Here is a 17,386-nt window from a genome sequence, read left to right on the forward strand (position 1 = left end):
TCAGTTGGTGACGATAGCTTCGACGAGGTGGCCGGGGGCCACGCTCACGAGCTGCGGAATGTCGCCGGCCGTCGCCTCAGCCGCGAGGCTGGAGCGCGACAGGCGCGGGGTGCCGGCGGCAATGTCGTCGGCGGTGATGAACGAGCGTTCGCGGCGATCCCTGGGGTTGGTGACCGGGATCGCATCGAGCAGGGAGCGCGTATAGGGGTGCTGCGGGCTGGCGAAGATGTCGGCCGTCGGTGCCTGCTCGACCACCCGGCCCTTGTACATCACCACGACGCTGTCGGTGAGCGAGCGCACAACGCTGAGGTCGTGGCTGATGAACAGCATCGAGAGCCCCATCTGCTTCTGCAGGTTTTTGAGGAGCCCGATGATCTGTGCCTTCACCGAGACGTCGAGCGCCGAGGTCGGTTCGTCCGCGACGAGCACCGAAGGCCCGAGGATCAGGGCCCTGGCGATGGCCACGCGCTGCCGTTGGCCGCCGGACAGTTCGTGCGGGTAGCGGTTGCCGAAACTGCGATCCATGCCGACGCGCTCGAGCCAGGTCAGTGCTTCCTCGGTCTGCTCGCGCGAGCTCTTCACGCCATGGATGTGGAGCGGCTCAGCGATAATCTGGGCCAGCGTCATCATCGGATCCAGCGCCGAGTAGCTGTCCTGGAACACCACCTGCATGCGGCGGCGGAATGCCTTGAGCGCGCCGACGTCGAGCTTGGAGATGTCGGTGCCGTCGACGAAGATCTGGCCGGAGGTGGGCTCCAGTAGCCGCATCGCCATCATGCCGGTGGTCGATTTGCCCGAACCGGACTCGCCGACCAGGCCGACGATCTTGTTGCGCGGCAGCACGAGGTTGACCCCGCGCACCGCCGGAAAGTCGACATAGGTCGAGAAGATGCGGCCGCGGCGGCGGAGCGAGTAGACCTTCGAGAGGTTGCGGAGCTCGAGGGCAGGGGCGATCGGTTCGCCGGTGGCCGCCTCGGCCTGCCGGGATTCGCCGGCGCGGAGGCTCGCGAGCAGCGACTGGGTGTAGCTGTGCTTTGGGTTATCGAAGATCTGGTCGACCGTGCCTTCCTCCATCACCCGGCCGCCATACATGACGACGACACGATCGACGGTCTCGGCGACGACACCCAGGTCGTGGGTGATCATGATCAGCGCCATGCCCATTTCGACCTGGAGGCCCTTGATGAGCTGCAGGATCTGCGCCTGGATGGTGACGTCGAGCGCCGTGGTCGGCTCGTCCGCAATCAGCACCTTGGGCCGGCAGCTGAGCGCCATGGCGATCATCGCGCGCTGCAGCATGCCACCGGAAAGCTGGTGCGGGTAATAGTTCAGCACATCCTTGGCGGCCTTGATTTCGACCTTGAGCAGCAACTGCTCGGCCTCGGCCAACGCGGTCTCCTTGGAGACGTCGCGATGTGTGCGGATGGTTTCGACCATCTGGTGGCCGATGGTGAACACCGGATCGAAGGCCGTGGCCGGGTCCTGAAAGATCAGGGCGGCGATCTTGCCGCGCAGCGCCGACATCTGCCGGGGCTTGGCCTTGAGTACGTCGATGCCGTCGAGTTCGAGGCGGTCGGCGGTGATGGTCGCGGTGCTGGGCAGGAGCCGCATCAGCGCCAGGCAGGACACGGATTTGCCCGAGCCGGACTCCCCGACAATGCCCAGGCTTTCGCCCTCGCCAAGCTGGATGTCGACGCCGCGTACCGCGTCGATCTGGCCGCCATGCTGACTGAAGCTGACCTTCAGGCCCTTGATATTTACGAGAGTCATGCGCTGTTCCGAACTGGGCGCCCCCGGCTGGGGCCGGGAGCACTGGTTTCCGCGAGGGCTAGTTCTTGGTCAGGTGGGTGTAAACGTAGCCCGACCAGTTGGGGTAGAAGCCCTGCTTGTTGGGCGTCATGGCATCGCCGCCGAGCTTTTCGGACACGACGTTCATGGTGACCGGATGGGTCAGCGGCACGATCAGCCCCTGGTCGATCATCACCTGCTCGGCCTGCTCGTAGAGCTTGACGCGCTCTTCCCAGGTCGGGGCGGAGTCGGCCTGCTTGACCAGGTCGTCATAGGCCGCGATGTGGTAGCTGTGACGGCCGCCGTTGTAGAACAGGCCATAGAAGTTCGACGGGTCGAGGTAGTCGTACTCGTAGGGCGCAAGGTAGATGTTGTTCTTGCGCGCCAGCATGCCTTCCATCCAGTCCTTGCCCGGCATCACCTTGATATTCATGGTGATCCCGAGGATCTGCTTGAACTGCGACTGCAGGTACTGCGCCATTGGCGGCAGGATGGCGCCGTTGTAGCCACCTTCTTCACGGAACCAGACTTCGATCGTCGGGAAGCCTTCGCCGTTCGGATAGCCGGCCTTGGCCATCAGTTCCTTGGCCTTGGCGGGGTCGAATACGGCCTGCTTGGCGACGTTCTCGCTATAGCCCGGAAAGCCGGTCGGCAGGATCGAGTGCGCCGGGATGGCGATGTCCTTGAGGACGGTCGAGGTCAGTTCGTCGCGGTTGATGGCATAGTAGAAGGCGCGGCGCACATCGACGTTGTCGAACGGAGCCTTCTCGAGATCGAAGGCGATGTACTGGGTCGCGAACACCGGGTTGGTGTGGATCTGGTCGGCATAGCGACCACGCATCATCGCGACCTGCCCGGTATTCAGCGAGGTCATGTCAACATCGCCGGCGAGGAAGGCGGGGACGCCGACTTCCGGCATGCCGAGCGAGGAGTCGAGCACCACTTCATCGATCGTGGGCTTCCACGGGCCCTGGTAGTCGGGGTTTTTGGAGAGAGTGACGGTGTTGTTGGATTTCACCCACTCCTTGACCACCCACGGACCGGACGAAACGATGTTGTCGACATTGGTCGACCATTCTTCGCCGTATTTGTCGAACTGGTGCTTGGGCACCGGATACCAGAGCGAGACCACGCTCGGCAGGTACGGCTTGGGCGCCGTAGTGGTGACTTCGAGCGTCTTGTCGTCGACGGCCTTGAGGCCGAGCGTCGAAACGTCGGCCTTGCCGGCCGTCACGTCGTCCCAGTTCTTGATGCCGCCGGCAAAGCTCCAGTACCAGGCGAAATCATAGCCGGTGGTAGCAGCGTGCTGCAGCGCGAAAACGAAGTCCTCGGCGGTCAGCGGTTCGCCGTCGCTCCAGTTGAGCTCGGGCCGGATCTTGAACGTCCACGTCAGGCCATCGGCCGACTGCGACCAGCTCTCCGCCGCGATCGGGGTGAGGTTGAAGTCCTTGTCGAAGGCGGTCAGGGCGATCTGGATCATGTCCGAGCCGGCGGCTCGGGCATAAACGGTCTTCATGTAGTCCATGTAGGTGGCCGTCGTGGACTGTCCGGGGACGACCACGGTCTGCGCCAGCGCCGGCCCGCTCATGCCGGCGGCGAGCACCATCGTTCCTGCCAATTTCAGCAGCAAATTCAACTTATTCTCCTCAAGTAGTCATGCACGCAGAACCCCGTCGGCCAGAGGTGTGCAGTCCTCGTTACGGCGGCCGTCGGACATAATGTTTGCGACACCCGACTGTGCTCCCGTTTTGGGGATGTCACAGGTTCCTCACGCGTCGCGATACGATGGACGCCGGGCTTTGCTGCCCGTTGGTGTCGAGACCCCGAAGGGCAGGGGTTCCCCGGCCGAAGCCGGGGAACGAGGGCTTGCTACTGCTTCACAGTGATGTGCGAGTAGAGGAAGTTACCGATACGACCGAGCGGGGTGAAGCCGCGCGAGTTGGGCGTGACGCCCGGCCCGGTGATGTCGTCGCTGACGGCGGCAGTGATGACCGGGTGAACCAGCGGCACGATGAGGCCCTGGTCGATCATGACCTGCTCGGCCTGCTCGTAGAGCTTGACGCGGTCTTCCCAGACGGGAGCCTTGTCGGCCTCGGCGACGAGGTCGTCATAGGCCTTCACATGGTAGGTGTGGCGGCCACCATTGTAGAACAGGCCATAGAAGTTCGACGGGTCGAGATAGTCGTACTCGTAGGGCGCGAGATAGATGTTGTTCTTGCGCGCGAGCATGCCTTCCATCCAGTCCTTGCCCGGCATCACCTTGATATTCATGGTGATTCCCAGGATGTCCTTGAACTGGGCCTGCAGGTACTGAGCCATGGAGGGCAGGATGGCGCCGTTATAGCCGCCTTCTTCACGGAACCAGACTTCGACGGTCGGGAAGCCTTCGCCATTCGGGTAGCCGGCCTTGGCCATCAGTTCCTTGGCCTTGGCAGGATCGAACACTGCCTGCGCGGCGACCTTGTCGCTGTAGCCAGGGTAGCCGGGCGGCAGGATCGAGTGCGCCGGAATGGCGATGTCCTTGAGCACGGTGGCAGTCAGCTCGTCGCGGTTGACTGCGTAGTAGAGCGCCCTGCGGACGTCGGCATTGTCGAATGGCGCCTTTTCGAGATCGAAGGCGAGGTAGGACGTGGCAAACACCGCCTCGGTGCGGATCGAGTCGGGGAAGCGCTGCTTCACCACCGGGATCTGACCGGCATTGAGCGTCGTATAGGCGAGGTCGCCGGCGAGGAAGGCGGGCATGCCCACTTCCGGCAGACCGACCGACGGATCGACGTCGAGTTCATCGACCTGTGCTACCCACGGGCCGTTATAGTCGGGGTTCTTGACGAGGACGACCGAGTTGTTCGACTTCTCCCAGCTCTTGAGCAGGAAGGGGCCGGACGACAGCACGTTCTCGACATTGGAGGCCCAGTCGTCGCCGAACTTGTCGAACTGGTGCTTGGGCACCGGGTACCAAAGCGAAACCACGCCCGGCAGGTAGGGTTTGGGCGCCGCAGTGGTGACTTCGATGGTCTTGTCGTCGACGGCCCTGAGGCCGAGGGTCGCAACGTCCGCCTTGCCGGCCGTCACGTCGTCCCAGTTCTTGATGCCGCTCGCGAAGCTCCAGTACCAGGCAAAGTCGTAGCCGGTGGTGGCGGCGCGCTGCAGGGCGAAGATGTAGTCGGTCGCGGTGACCGGCTCGCCATCGCTCCACTTCATGCCGTCACGCAGGTGGAAGGTCCAGGTGAGGCCGTCGGCCGACTGCTCCCAACTCGTAGCGGCCAGCGGGGTCAGTTGATACTCGTTGTCGAAACTGGTCAGCGGCTCCTGCAGAAGCTCGGCGCCCGAAGCGCGAGCGTAGACCGTCTTCATGTAGTCCATGTACGTGCCGGTGGTGGACCCGCCCGGTACGGTGAGTTTTGTCTGTGCCAGCGCTGGCACGGCAGTAAGACTTGCCGCCAGCGCGACCGCGCCGACGAACTTCAGCAACGCGTTCATAAAGCTCCCTCCTTGAAATAGAGCCGTTTTGCCTTGACGTCCCCTGTGCCCGCGTGAACCAGTGCACGATGGTGGTTCAAACGGGGTCGAAAGCACGACCGTCGGGCCTAGACGCCCCTCCCGGCGGCCGTATCCTGACAAGCTTCTCCCCTCGAGAAACTGCCATATGACATATGTCTGACAACTCTGGCCCGGCTTGGCAAGACGTTTGTTCCCGGGCGATAGCAAAAAGCTCTCCGTGGCGAAAAGCCATGGCAGAACAGTTGGATAGCTCTCATCGCCTTCCGCCGAACAGGGTGCGGCAGGCATTGGCGATGGCTTCGGCATCGATGCCAAAATGCCGATAAAGATCGGTCACGGTGCCGGTCTGACCGAAGTGCTCGACGCCCAGCGTGATGGCGCGATGACCACGGACGCTGCCGAGCCAGGCGAGCGTGGCCGGATGCCCGTCGATGGCCGTCACAAGGGCCGCGGTATCCGGCGCCTCGGCCAGCAGGCCCTCGATGTGGCAGGTGGCATCCAGATCGCCGTGCAGGCGGGCGCGCTGGGCGCCGTGCCAGCCGGCATTCAGGCGATCCGCAGAGGTGACGGCGAGGACCGCGACGTTGCGACGGTCGCCACCAACCATGCCGGCAGCCTTGATGGCTTCGCTGGCCAGCACACCCTGGTACGCGATGATCGCTTCGCAGTTCGGCGTCGGCGGCACCAGCCAGTAGGCGCCGCGAATGATGTCGTTGGCGAGCTGCGGCGTGACCTCACGCGGCGGCTGCTCGATCGTGCGGGTCGAGAGGCGGAGGTAGACCGAGCCGCCGGAGACGTCGCGCGGCCAGTCGGCCAGATCGGCTCGGTCGCTGCCGTCGCGCTGCATGTAGTCGAAGCCCCAGTCGATGATCACCGATAGCTCGTCGGCGAAGGCAGGCTCGAACGAGGCGAGACCGTCCTGTGCCATGCCGATCAGCGGGGTTCCGACGGACTGGTGCGCGCCACCTTCACCGGCGAGCGATACGCCGGAAGGAGTGGCGACCAGGAGGAACCGGGCATCCTGGTAGCAGGCATAGTTCAGCGCATCGAGGCCGCGGGAAATGAACGGGTCGTAGAGCGTGCCCACCGGCAGCAGCCGCTCGCCGAACAGCGAGTGGCTCAGGCCGGCTGCACCCAGCAGCAGGAACAGGTTCATCTCGGCGATGCCCAGTTCGATGTGCTGGCCGTCGGGCGTGAACTGCCACTTCTGCGCGCTCGGGATCCGCTCCTTCTGGAAGATGTCCGCCATCTCGTGATTGGCGAACAGATGCCGGCGGTTCACCCAGGTGCCGAGGTTGGTCGAGACCGTCACGTCGGGCGATGTGGTGACGATCCGCTTTGCGAGCTCACTGTCTGTCTTGGCGATGGCATCGAGGATCTTGCCGAACGCCGTTTGCGTGGAGGTGGCGCCAGGTCCGACGAACTGCGGTCCGAGCGCCGGGACGGCCGGGCTGACAAGCCGTCGCGACTGCGTGGTGTTGAACGGGACGGCATCGAGGAAGGCCTCGAGTTCACGTTCGGACTGCTGCAGCCCCTCGAACCGGTCCCATTCGTGGCCTTCACGGACCCGCATCGAGGCCTTGAGGCTCTCGATCTGAGCGCCGGTCATCTGCCCGGCGTGGTTGTCCTTGTGGCCGGCGAGAGGAGTGCCCCAGCCCTTGACGGTGTAGGCGATGAACACCGTCGGCTTGTCGGTGGTCTGGCCTTCGAACTGCTCGAGCAGGCTTTCGATGCAGTGGCCGCCGAGATTGGCCATCAGTTCGGCCAGTTCGGCATCGGTGCGACGCTCGAGCAGGGCGGTGACGGAGCCCTGGTCGCCGATCTCGTCGGTGAGCCGCTCGCGCCAGGCGGCGCCGCCACGGAACATCAATGCCGAGTAGAGCGCATTGGGGCAGGCGTCGATCCACTCGCGCAGCCGCTCGCCGCCGGGTTCGGCGAAGGCGCGGCGCTGCTTGGCGCCGTACTTCAGCGTCACGACGTTCCACTCGAAGGCGCGAAAGATCGCCTCGATGCGGTCGTACAGTCCCTCGCGCACCACGCCGTCAAGGCTCTGGCGGTTGTAGTCGATGATCCACCAGGTGTTGCGGAGGCCGTGCTTCCAGCCTTCGAGCAGGCACTCGTAGACGTTGCCCTCATCGAGCTCGGCGTCGCCGACCAGCGCGATCATCCGCCCTTCGGCGCGCTTCTTCGCCCATGGCTTGGCGCGCACGTAGTCCTGGATCATCGAGGCGAAGGCGGTGAACGCCACGCCGAGGCCGACCGAACCGGTGGAGATATCGACGTCGTCGGTATCCTTGGTGCGCGACGGGTAGGACTGCGCACCACCGTAGCCGCGGAATGCCTTCAGCTTGTCGAGGCTCTGCTTGCCGAACAAGTACTGGATCGAGTGGAATACCGGCGCGGCATGCGGCTTCACCGCGACGCGATCCTCAGGCTTGAGGATGCCGAAGTAGAGCGCCGACAGGATGGCTGTCATCGAGGCGGAAGAGGCCTGGTGGCCACCGACCTTCACTCCGTCCGGATTGGGGCGAAGATGGTTGGCGTGATGGATCATCCAATTGGACAACCACAGGGCCTTCCCAGCCAGTGCCTCAATCAGGGCAATACGCTCCGTCGACATGTACCCTCCCAAATGTCTGACATTAACGGTGCACTAGCCGTTGGGGTGTTTCCTGCCTATTGTGACCGTCACGCCATCGTCGCGCGCAGGATTCAGAGCGAAATGCCCACCAGATTAGTGAATTCTGCCAAAACCGAGCTGAGCGTCGTCGATCGCCGTATCCTCCGCGCGCTGCAGGAGGATGGCCGGATGACGATTCAGGCCATCGCCGACCGGGTTGGGCTCTCGGCCTCGCCCTGCCTGCGCCGTATCCGGCAGATGGAGGAAGCCGGGATCATCGCCGCCTATAGCGCCGTGGTGGACCAGAAGGCGGTCGGCCTGCCGGTGTCGGTGTTCATTTCGATCAAGCTTGAACGGCAGCGGGCCGAAGAGCTCGATCGGTTCGGCGCCGCGATTGCCGGCTGGTCCGAGGTGATGGAGTGCTACCTGATGACCGGCCAGTTCGACTTCATGCTGCGCGTTGTCTGCGCCGACCTTGCCGCATATGAAGCGTTCCTGCGCGAGAAGCTGACGCAGGTGGCGGGAGTGAGCTCGATCGAATCAAGTTTTTCGCTAGGCCAGGTGAAATACTCGCGGGTGCTGCCGATCTGACGCAGTTACGACAACGGCAAACAACGCTAAAGCTGTACGCCGATAGGGTATTTCGGGTGAGTCATGCAGGCCGATAGCATCGTTCTTGGCGCAGGGATCGTGGGCGTCAGCGTGGCGGTGCACCTGCAGATGCGGGGCAGGGCGACCGTGCTGGTGGACAGGCGCGGGGCCGGGGAGGAGACCTCCTACGGCAATGCCGGGCTCATCCAGCGCGAAGGGGTGATGCCGCATCCTTTTCCGCAGGGGATCGACAAGCTGCTGACCTACGGTCTCAACAACCGTACGGACATGCACTACCACCTCGCAGCGCTGCCGCGGATCGCGCCGTTCCTCGCGCGATACTGGTGGAACTCCCGCTCAGACAACTACCTCAGGATCGTGCGCGACTATGCTCCGCTGATCGCGGCCTCGATCAGCGAGCACGCGCCGCTGATCGAGAAGTCGGGCGCCGGGCACCTGATCGAGAAGAAGGGCTGGTACCAGCTCTATCGCGATGCGGCGATGCGCGACGACGCCTTCGGCAAGGCCGAATGGATGAGCCGCGAGTTCGGCGTGCGGCACGAGAAACTCACCGGAGCGGAGATGGTGCGGCGCGAACCGGGGCTGGGCGTGCCGCTGGAGGGGGCGCTGCACTGGACCGACCCGTGGAGCGTCCGCGATCCGGGCGGGCTGGTGGTGAAGTATCGCGAACTGTTCGAATCGCTTGGAGGCCGGACGGTGACCGGCGAGGCGCTCGGCCTCGAGCAGCACGGCGCGGCCTGGCGTGTCGGTACGTCCGACGGCCTTGTCGAGGCCAAGGACGCGGTGATTGCGCTCGGTCCGTGGGCAGGCGACCTGACGAGCCTGCTGGGCTATCGGCTGCCGCTCGGCGTGAAACGCGGCTACCACATGCACTATGTGCAACCGGCACGGAACCCGCTGACGAACTGGATTCTCGACGCCTCATACGGCTACCTGCTGACCCCGATGGTGCGCGGCATCCGGCTGACCAGCGGCGCCGAGTTCGCGCTGCGCGACGCGCCGTCCACGCCGGTGCAGATCGATCGGGACGAACCGGAGGCGCGGGAACTCTTCCCGGGCCTGGGCGAGCGGCTCGATGCCGAACCCTGGCGTGGGGCACGGCCGGCGACACCGGACATGATGCCGATCATCGGGCCGGCGCCGCGCCACAAGGGATTGTGGTTCGCATTCGGGCATGCTCACCACGGGCTGACGCTCGGACCGGCAACGGGCCGGCTGATCGCCGAGATGATCACCGGCGAGGCTCCGTTCGTGAATCCCACGGCATTTTCCCCCAGGCGTTTCGGGTAACTGCCGCATTTTGTCGCTGGATGGGGGCTTGAAGCTGGCAAAACACTCGCTACGTTCAGCGGGCGGTTACCGGGCCCCTCTGACGGCGGCGTTTCTAAGCCCCGTGATGTCGGAACTGCTCCAACGTTTTCATGGAGAGGTCCGGCATGGATATGCTGCTCAGCGCCCTGATGGGCGACTTCCTTGGTACTCCCGTCTACTTCTGGGTGGCGTTCCTCGCCATCGTCATTGGCCTCTTGGTCTTCGACCTGGGCATCCTCAACCGCAACGCGCATGAGATCTCCGCCAAGGAGAGCCTGACGCTCTATGCGGGCTACGTCTTCGTCGCGGTGCTGTTCGGCATCTGGGTCTGGTTCAGCCGCGGTGCCGAAGCCGGGCTCGAGTTCTACACCGGCTACCTGATCGAGCAGAGCCTCGCGATGGACAACATGTTCGTCATCGCGACGATCTTCAGCTTCCTCGCCATCCCGCGCATCTACCAGCACAGGGTGCTCTTCTGGGGTATCCTGGGCGTGATCGTGTTCCGCGCGGTCTTGATCGGTCTCGGCGCGGCGCTGGTGCACTCGTTCAGCTGGGTCCTGGTGCTGTTCGGCGCGTTCCTGATCTTCACTGGCGTCAGGCTGTTTACGCACAAGGACGAAGAGCATCACATCGAGGCCAACCCGATCCTCAAGTTCCTGCGCAAGCACTTCCGGATCTCGGACAAGATCGACAGCCACCACTTCCTGACCAAGCTGCCGGACACCAAGACCGGCAAGATCGTGACCTTCCTCACGCCGCTCGGTGTCGCCCTGATCATGGTCGAGACCGTCGACCTGATCTTCGCCGTCGACTCCGTGCCGGCGGTGTTCGCGGTCACGCAGGACACGTTCATCGTCTACACGTCGAACATCTTCGCCATCCTCGGCCTGCGTGCGCTCTACTTCGCGCTGGCGGCGGCGATGAACCGCTTCCGCTACCTGCAGGTCTCGCTGGCCATCGTGCTGGTGCTGATCGGCGCGAAGGTGGCCCTGGTACCGTTCGGCGTGAAGATCGACACGCTCCTGTCGCTGGTGGTGACGATCGGCGTGCTTGCGGGCGGCGTGCTCTACTCGCTGTGGAAGACGCGCGGCGAGCCCGAGGCAAATGCCGAGGAAGCGCCGCATCAGGGCCGTATCGAACCCTGATCCTGCCCATCGGGCGGCGTCACGCGACGATGTCGTGACGCCGTTCGAGATAGAGCGCGAAGCCCGTGGCGGTGCCGATGCGCGTCTCCACGGCCCAGGCGTCGTAGCGCTGCTCCCCGCGGACCATGATGCCGAGCTCGCGGACATCGACGATGAAGCCGGTCGGCGCGATTGCGGCGCAGACCGGCTCATTCTTTTCATTTCGACGCGCCATGAAGTTGGCATAGACGATCGCCGGATCATCCGCCGTGGCGATGGCGAGCACCTCGAAATAGGTGTCGCAGAAGATCGTACGGGTGAACTCGGGGTCGACGAACGTGTGGGTGGTTCCTTCGCCGGGGGGCTGGGCCAGGCCGGTGGCGGGAAGCAAGGCGAAGCCCAAGGCGAGAAGCGCGGCTTTCATGACGCCTCCTTTCGGAACGAGGACGTTCCTGTCGTCGTCTGAAGCGACACCGGGGCACGGCCGGGAGGGAAACCGAGCCCCGGGCGCTGCTCCCTAACAGCGGGACCGGAGGTCGGGTTGCGCAAGGGCGCAATCACGGCTTCGCGATGTACTGCGCTGGATGGCGCGCAAGGTTGGTGCTGCTTGCGGTCAGCGTGCTAGGGCCGGACGATCTCGACGATGAGCGTGCCGGCCGGCAGCGGGGTGAGCAGTTCGGCCTCGGGCCGTTGCAGGAACAGCCAATCGGCCCACTGATCGGGGCGCAGGACGCAGACCTGCCGATCATGAACGGGCTCTATATCCGGGCCGGGCGGGGCGGTGAGCATGGTAAAGCTGAGCGCGCCATCCGCATCCTCGCTCCAGAGGCCCGCTATGCCCATCACCGGCGAATCCTTGAGGCGGAGCCGGTGCTTGGTCTTGGGGGATTTCGAGCCGGTGAACTCAAAGAATCCTGACAGCACGATGATGCAGCGCTTCGAGCCATCGAAATGCCTCCCATCGGACCGGAAGTTGAACACCGGCGCCGCCTTGGGCCGCGGCGCGGGCCACCCGAACCGCATGAGCACAAGCTCGACACCATTGCCGGCAGCGCGGAGCACCGGCCCCATGTCGCCGATGCGGATGTTGTCGGACTGCGGGAGGTCAGATTCTGACTCAGACGCGGGTGTCGCCAGCTCCGCAGCGCGGACGGCGTCGCGGTACTGGGCATAGGTGACGAGCTGCTCGTAGGAGTTGCACATGGAGGCTGAGGCTACTCCGAGGGTGTAGTCGCTGGAAGGCTACCTCCACCCCAGCGCCGGGGCCACGTGCTTGAGGATGCTTTCGATGGCGTGGGCGTTGTAGGCGACGCCGAGCTGGTTGGGGACGGTGAGGAGTAGGGTGTCGGCGGCGGCGATGGCCGTGTCTTCTTTCAGCTGTTCGATGAGCTTGTCGGGCTCGGCGGCGTAGCTGCGGCCGAAGACGGCCTGTTTGCCGGGTTCGATGTAGCCGAAGTGGTCCTGGCTCTCGCCGTCGCCGCCGAAATAGTTGCGGTCGAGGTCGTTGACGATGGCGAAGATGGAGCGGCTGACCGACACGCGGGGCGCGCGCTCGTGGCCGGCCTCCTTCCAGGCGGCGCGGTAGGCTGCGATCTGCTCGGCCTGCTGGACGTGGAACGGCTTGTCGGATTCGGCCATGACGAGGGTCGAACTCTGCAGGTTCATGCCCATCTTGCCGGTCCATTGTGCGGTCGGCGTTGTCGCCGCGCCCCACCAGATGCGATCGCGCAGGCCGGGGGAGTGCGGCTCGAGGCGGAGCAGCCCGGGCGGGTTGGGGAACATCGGGCGCGGATTGGGCTCGGCGAAGCCCTTGCCCTGGATGATGTCGAGAAACACTTCAGCGTGGCGGCGGGCCATGTCTGCGTCGGTCTCGCCCTCGGCCGGGGCATAACCGAAGTAGCGCCAGCCTTCGATCACCTGTTCAGGCGAACCGCGGCTGATACCGAGCTGCAGCCGGCCGCCGGCAATGAGATCGGCCGAACCGGCGTCCTCGGCCATGTAGAGCGGGTTCTCGTAGCGCATGTCGATGACGGCGGTGCCGATCTCGATGCGGTTCGTGCGCGCGCCGACCGCGGCGAGCAGCGGGAAGGGGGAGGCGAGCTGGCGCGCAAAGTGATGGACGCGGAAGTAGGCGCCGTCCGCGCCGAGTTCCTCGGCCGCGACCGCTAGCTCGATCGACTGGAGCAGAGTGTCGGCAGCGGAGCGGGTCTGCGAGTGGGGCGAGGGCGTCCAGTGGCCGAAGGAGAGAAAGCCGATCTTCTTCATGGGTATGCGCCGGGGTTCCTGGTTGCGTCGGTCAACGGCGGTACTCCTTTCCTCGGGACGACGCCACAGCTGTCACGCAGCAGTCATCGCGCGGGGAGATCGACTGGCTGAGGGCGCGGCTGGCTGAGGCCATGGACCGGCCGGTGATCGTAATTCTCCATCACAATGCCAATGCGCTCCATATCGGCTCGGACGACATCCGCATGCTGGAGCCCGATGCGTTCATCGCTACGCTGAAGACGCATCCGGATGTCCGGCAGGTCATCGCCGGGCATGTGCACCTGACTTCGACCGCAACCTGGCGGGGGCTGCCGTTCACGACGCTGGCCGGTGGGCACTACTCGGTGAGCTTCAACGTCGACCAGCCATCGGCTCCGATCCGCCGGCTGAGGGGGCCGGGGCAGATGGCGGTCGTAGTCGGCACCGAGGAGCGGACGACCGTGTTGTTCGACGATTTCATCGATGGGAACGGCGAGATCGTCCTCGCGCAGCAGGCGCCTGAGGTCGAGGCCGAGGTGGCCTGAGGCCTTCTGCCGGCAATGGAAAAGGGGCCCTGAGTGGCCCCTTTTGATACTCGGTCAGGCCGGTTGAAGCGTGCCGGGCTGGTCGTCGCTCGTCTTCCTTGGCGGTGGAAAGGCGAGGGCCATTGCGGCTGCTGCGAGGCCGACCGCGGCCGAGGCGATGTAGAGCCAGTGGTAGGTGCCGAAGGTGTCGTAGAGCCAGCCACCGCCGAGCGGGCCGAAGGCCATGCCGATGCTCGAGGTCATGGTCGCGGCGCCGAGCACGGTGCCCATCACGTTCGGACCGAAGTAGTCGCGGGCGATCACGGCGTAGAGGGGCATGACGCCGCCATAGGCCATGCCGAGAACGACGGCGAGCATGTAGAAGTGCGGCAGTTCGGACACGTAGATGTAGGAGTAGATGCCGATCGCCTGGAGGGCGAGGCCGGCGACCAATACGCGGCGGACGCCAAGGCGATCCGCCAGTGTGCCGAAGATCACGCGGCCAAAAAGCCCGGCGACGCCTTCGACGCTGTAGATGCTCGCAGCGGCAAGAGCGGGGGCGCCGCAGAGCATGGCGTAGCTCACGGTGTGGAAGATCGGGCCCGAATGGGCGGCGCAGCACAAAAAGAAGGTGGTGGCCAGAACGATGAACTGCGGGGTGCGGAGCACCGAGCCCATCGAGCTGCGCCTGGCAGGAGCAGTCGCTTCGCCGGGGGCCTCGGGCGTGGGGCCTGCCAGGACGGCTGGAGCGCGGCGGATGAGCAGGCTTGCCGGGATGACGACGACCAGCGCGCCGATAGCGATCATCAGCATGGCACTGCGCCAACCGTACTGCCCGATGAGGACGCTGGCGAATGGAGTGATGACCATCGGGGCGACGCCGCCGCCGATGGACACAAGAGACACGGCCAGGCTGCGGTTCTTGTCGAACCAGCCGAGCGTCGTCGAGATGATCGGTGCGAAGAAGGCACCACCGGAGGCGCCGACGAGTCCGCCGTAGGCGAACTGGAAGACCAGAAGGTCGCGTGCCTGGCTGGCGAGAACGAGTCCCGCGCCGAGGAGAAGGGCGGCCATGAGGACCACGGGCCGCGCGCCGATCCGGTCGCTGAGCGTGCCCCAGCCGAAGCCGGCGACGCCCATCACGATGAATCCGACTGTCATGGCTCCGGAGATTCCGGCATGGGACCAGCCGGTTTCGTCGGCAATGGGTTGCAGGTAGACGGGCAACGAGAACATGGCGCCCATCGCCAGACAGGTGATGACTGCGCCGGCCGCGACGACGACCCAGCCGTATCGGGAATTCATGGCAACCTCCTCAGGGACACTCTGCCTCCTAGACGAAGGGGAGGCCGTCAAATCGACATACGTTACGCACTTAAGCGATGGCTTAACTAACGCTCTTCCGATAGTTAAGTCAATGCCTCAGTTTAACTGCTTGTGAAGTGCAAGTGGTTTACCGTGAGCTAAACCGCTTGTAAAGTGCAAGCGGAATGGAGTTGCGCATGGATCGGCGTTCGGGCTGTCCCATAAACCTGTCAGTTGAAGTGCTAGGCGACAAATGGAGCCTGGTGGTGTTGCGCGACATCATGTTCGGCAACCTCCGGACCTATCGCGACCTGCATGGGAACTCGCTCGAGGGGATCGCCACCAACATCCTGGCTGACCGGCTGAAGCGGCTGACAGAGGAGGGGCTGGTGACGAGTGCGCCTGATCCTGCTCACAAGCAGCGTACGATCTACAGCCTGACCGAGAAGGCGATTGAACTGATGCCTGTCATGGTCGCGCTCGGCAACTGGGGCGTTCGCCATCTGCGGGCGGCACCGGAGCTGGCGGCGCGCTCGATCGCGCTCCAGGAGGGTGGCCCCCCGATGTGGGAGGATTTCATGGACGAGTTGCGTCATCTGCATCTGGGCGCGCAGCAACCGAAGAGGTCGGTGCTGGCCGAACTGAACCGGGATGGACGCTGGCAAGTCGATAGCGGGTGGGTAAGCTCCCTTCGCATAGTGGAGTCGCTGGACGGCCCCACCGATGAGGGGCCGGTCGTGAGCCGTTTCGGGCCTTGTCAGGAAAGGAGGGGCTCTTGAGCTCCTCCTTGCTCTCGGTCAGGCGTTGCCGGCGCCTGCGATGTTGACCATCCAGGGCGTGCCGTACTTGTCGGTCAGCATCCCGAAGCTGTCTCCCCAAGGGGCTTTTTCGAGCGGCATCATGATGTTGCCGCCGGCGGAGAGCTTGCTCCAGTAGCCGCGGAGCTCGGCGTCGTTGTCGCCGCTCAGCGATACGGTCATGGTGTTGCCAGCCGTGAATGGCATGCCGGGCGGCGTGTCGGCACCCATCAGCCAGTAGCCGTTCGGCGCCTCGAGCTGCGAGTGCATAACCTTGTCCTTGTCGGCAGGATCGTGCGGCATGCCGCCTTCGGCGAAAGTGCTGACGGTGAGCTCGCCACCGAACACAGACTTGTAGAATTCCATGGCCTCGCGGGCGTTGCCGTCGAAGCTGAGATAGGGATTGAGGCGCGTCGGCATTGTGGTCCTCCTACGTTGCGGGCCAGACCGTAGCGACGCGGCGTGACCGGATATTGACGCGGTGGGCGGCAATCGACGTAGGCTGCGCCATGCATCAAGCCGACCGGAGGGCAGGGCGATGGAGCTCAGTTTCAGTGCTGTCGTGATCGAGTGGCGCGGACCTGCGCCGTTCTTCTATGCCCGGATACCGCCTGAGATCGGGGCCGAGATCGGCAAGGTGAAGCGGGCCGCGAGCTATGGCTGGGGCGTGATCCCGGTTGAGGCGACGATCGAGGGCGTGACCTTCGAGACGTCGCTCTTTCCCAAGGGCGATACCTACTTGTTGCCGCTCAAGGACGCAGTGCGCAGGCGGATCGGGGTGACGGTGGACGACGAGGTGAGCGTCGAGATGACGATCGGCCGGGCCCGCATGCGCGAGCCCGACCTCTAGCGTCACGCTGCGCGGGGCAGTGCGAGCATCCTGATTTCGTCAGCGACCATGGACTGCAGCGTCCACAGGTTGCGGTCGCGGATGCCGTGGGCGGCGAGGCGATCGACCGTGTTGTGGAGGTACTGCGCGCCCGAGCCCCAATGACCTGCGGCGCGGGCGAGGGTGCGAGCCACCTCGGGGTGCGGCAGCCTGCCGGCATAGTTGGCGCCGAGGGGCGAGACGACGAAGGCCAGCGCTTCCATCGGCCCGGTGTGCGTCTCCAGACGGATCCAGCGCGGCACGTTGGTCGGGCGGGCGTCGTCCGTCTCCCGGATCAGCAGGCGCGTGATCTGCTCCAGCGGATCTGCGTCGGGCAGCCGGTAAGCGAGGCCGGCGCAGGAGCCGCCGTGATCGAGCGCCATCATCAGCCCGGGCACTTCGCGGGTGCCGCGCCAGCGTGTCAGCCGCATGCAGAAGCGACGGTGCCAGCCACGCGCGAGGGTGGGGCGGGTTTCGAGGTGCTCGAGCTCGGGCTTCCAGATCAGCGAGCCATAGGCGAAGAGCCAGATCGGGCCGGCTGGACGTTGAGCGAGGACGCGCTCCGCCATGTCGCGGAGTTCGTCGTTGGTCGGTTCGCGGGTGCCGGGCGGCGGGCCGGGATCGGGCTCGGTGCGCTCGACCAGGGCCACCAGTTCGGCGGTCAGGTCCATTTCGGGACGAATAGTGGGCAT

At 64.9% G+C, this 17,386-nt stretch carries 16 protein-coding genes; 6 read left to right on the forward strand and 10 right to left on the reverse strand.

Going from position 1 to position 17,386, the window contains the following annotated elements:
• The 4 genes from PRN20_RS20765 to PRN20_RS20780 form a co-directional block, all read right to left on the reverse strand.
• On the reverse strand, positions 1-1,770 hold the full coding sequence (locus PRN20_RS20765) for an ABC transporter ATP-binding protein (RefSeq protein WP_273959547.1): 1,770 nt from the start codon (positions 1,768-1,770) through the stop codon (positions 1-3).
• Positions 1,771-1,828: 58 nt separating this feature from the next.
• Positions 1,829-3,424 (reverse strand): peptide ABC transporter substrate-binding protein, encoded by a 1,596-nt coding sequence (locus tag PRN20_RS20770; RefSeq protein WP_273959548.1) that lies wholly within the window; start codon positions 3,422-3,424, stop codon positions 1,829-1,831.
• Positions 3,425-3,657: 233 nt separating this feature from the next.
• Positions 3,658-5,268 (reverse strand): peptide ABC transporter substrate-binding protein, encoded by a 1,611-nt coding sequence (locus tag PRN20_RS20775; RefSeq protein WP_273959549.1) that lies wholly within the window; start codon positions 5,266-5,268, stop codon positions 3,658-3,660.
• A 274-nt stretch (positions 5,269-5,542) separates the two neighbouring features.
• Positions 5,543-7,909, reverse strand: a complete 2,367-nt coding sequence (locus PRN20_RS20780; RefSeq protein WP_273959550.1) for a transketolase — start codon at positions 7,907-7,909, stop codon at positions 5,543-5,545.
• Positions 7,910-8,011: 102 nt separating this feature from the next.
• On the opposite strand from PRN20_RS20780, the gene PRN20_RS20785 reads away from it, so the two are divergent.
• The 3 genes from PRN20_RS20785 (at position 8,012) to PRN20_RS20795 (ending at position 10,977) form a co-directional block, all read left to right on the forward strand.
• The gene (locus PRN20_RS20785) at positions 8,012-8,500 is read left to right on the forward strand and encodes an Lrp/AsnC family transcriptional regulator (protein WP_273959551.1); all 489 of its coding nucleotides are present in this window, start codon (positions 8,012-8,014) and stop codon (positions 8,498-8,500) included.
• 63 nt (positions 8,501-8,563) lie between these two features.
• Positions 8,564-9,811: an NAD(P)/FAD-dependent oxidoreductase gene (locus PRN20_RS20790; RefSeq protein WP_273959552.1), complete on the forward strand. Its 1,248-nt coding sequence runs from the start codon at positions 8,564-8,566 to the stop codon at positions 9,809-9,811.
• A gap of 146 nt (positions 9,812-9,957) precedes the next feature.
• A complete protein-coding gene (locus PRN20_RS20795) occupies positions 9,958-10,977 on the forward strand; it encodes a TerC family protein (protein WP_273959553.1) in 1,020 nt (339 codons plus the stop codon).
• A 19-nt stretch (positions 10,978-10,996) separates the two neighbouring features.
• Here PRN20_RS20795 and PRN20_RS20800 read toward each other — a convergent pair whose 3' ends face one another.
• The 3 genes from PRN20_RS20800 to PRN20_RS20810 form a co-directional block, all read right to left on the reverse strand.
• Entirely contained in the window at positions 10,997-11,380 is a 384-nt protein-coding gene (locus PRN20_RS20800) for a hypothetical protein (protein WP_273959554.1), read from the reverse strand.
• Positions 11,381-11,577: 197 nt separating this feature from the next.
• Positions 11,578-12,159 carry an SOS response-associated peptidase gene (locus PRN20_RS20805; RefSeq protein ID WP_273959555.1) on the reverse strand — a complete coding sequence of 194 codons (582 nt, stop codon included), beginning with the start codon at positions 12,157-12,159 and terminating at the stop codon, positions 11,578-11,580.
• A gap of 39 nt (positions 12,160-12,198) precedes the next feature.
• Positions 12,199-13,221 (reverse strand): LLM class flavin-dependent oxidoreductase, encoded by a 1,023-nt coding sequence (locus tag PRN20_RS20810; protein WP_273959556.1) that lies wholly within the window; start codon positions 13,219-13,221, stop codon positions 12,199-12,201.
• A 143-nt stretch (positions 13,222-13,364) separates the two neighbouring features.
• Here PRN20_RS20810 and PRN20_RS20815 point away from each other — a divergent pair, with 143 nt between their 5' ends.
• On the forward strand, positions 13,365-13,745 hold the full coding sequence (locus tag PRN20_RS20815) for a hypothetical protein (RefSeq protein WP_273959557.1): 381 nt from the start codon (positions 13,365-13,367) through the stop codon (positions 13,743-13,745).
• Between the two features lie 54 nt (positions 13,746-13,799).
• Here PRN20_RS20815 and PRN20_RS20820 read toward each other — a convergent pair whose 3' ends face one another.
• The gene (locus PRN20_RS20820; protein ID WP_273959558.1) at positions 13,800-15,029 is read right to left on the reverse strand and encodes an MFS transporter; all 1,230 of its coding nucleotides are present in this window, start codon (positions 15,027-15,029) and stop codon (positions 13,800-13,802) included.
• 191 nt (positions 15,030-15,220) lie between these two features.
• Between PRN20_RS20820 and PRN20_RS20825 the strand changes: the two genes are divergently transcribed.
• Entirely contained in the window at positions 15,221-15,808 is a 588-nt protein-coding gene (locus PRN20_RS20825) for a winged helix-turn-helix transcriptional regulator (protein ID WP_273959684.1), read from the forward strand.
• Positions 15,809-15,826: 18 nt separating this feature from the next.
• Here PRN20_RS20825 and PRN20_RS20830 read toward each other — a convergent pair whose 3' ends face one another.
• Entirely contained in the window at positions 15,827-16,246 is a 420-nt protein-coding gene (locus PRN20_RS20830) for a VOC family protein (protein WP_273959559.1), read from the reverse strand.
• Between the two features lie 118 nt (positions 16,247-16,364).
• Here PRN20_RS20830 and PRN20_RS20835 point away from each other — a divergent pair, with 118 nt between their 5' ends.
• Complete coding sequence (locus tag PRN20_RS20835; protein WP_273959560.1) at positions 16,365-16,676, forward strand: DUF1905 domain-containing protein; 312 nt, start codon at positions 16,365-16,367, stop codon at positions 16,674-16,676.
• A 2-nt stretch (positions 16,677-16,678) separates the two neighbouring features.
• Here PRN20_RS20835 and PRN20_RS20840 read toward each other — a convergent pair whose 3' ends face one another.
• Positions 16,679-17,386 (reverse strand): gamma-glutamylcyclotransferase, encoded by a 708-nt coding sequence (locus PRN20_RS20840; RefSeq protein WP_273959561.1) that lies wholly within the window; start codon positions 17,384-17,386, stop codon positions 16,679-16,681.

This window comes from Devosia sp. ZB163, from assembly GCF_028613635.1.
Lineage (GTDB): Bacteria > Pseudomonadota > Alphaproteobacteria > Rhizobiales > Devosiaceae > Devosia_A.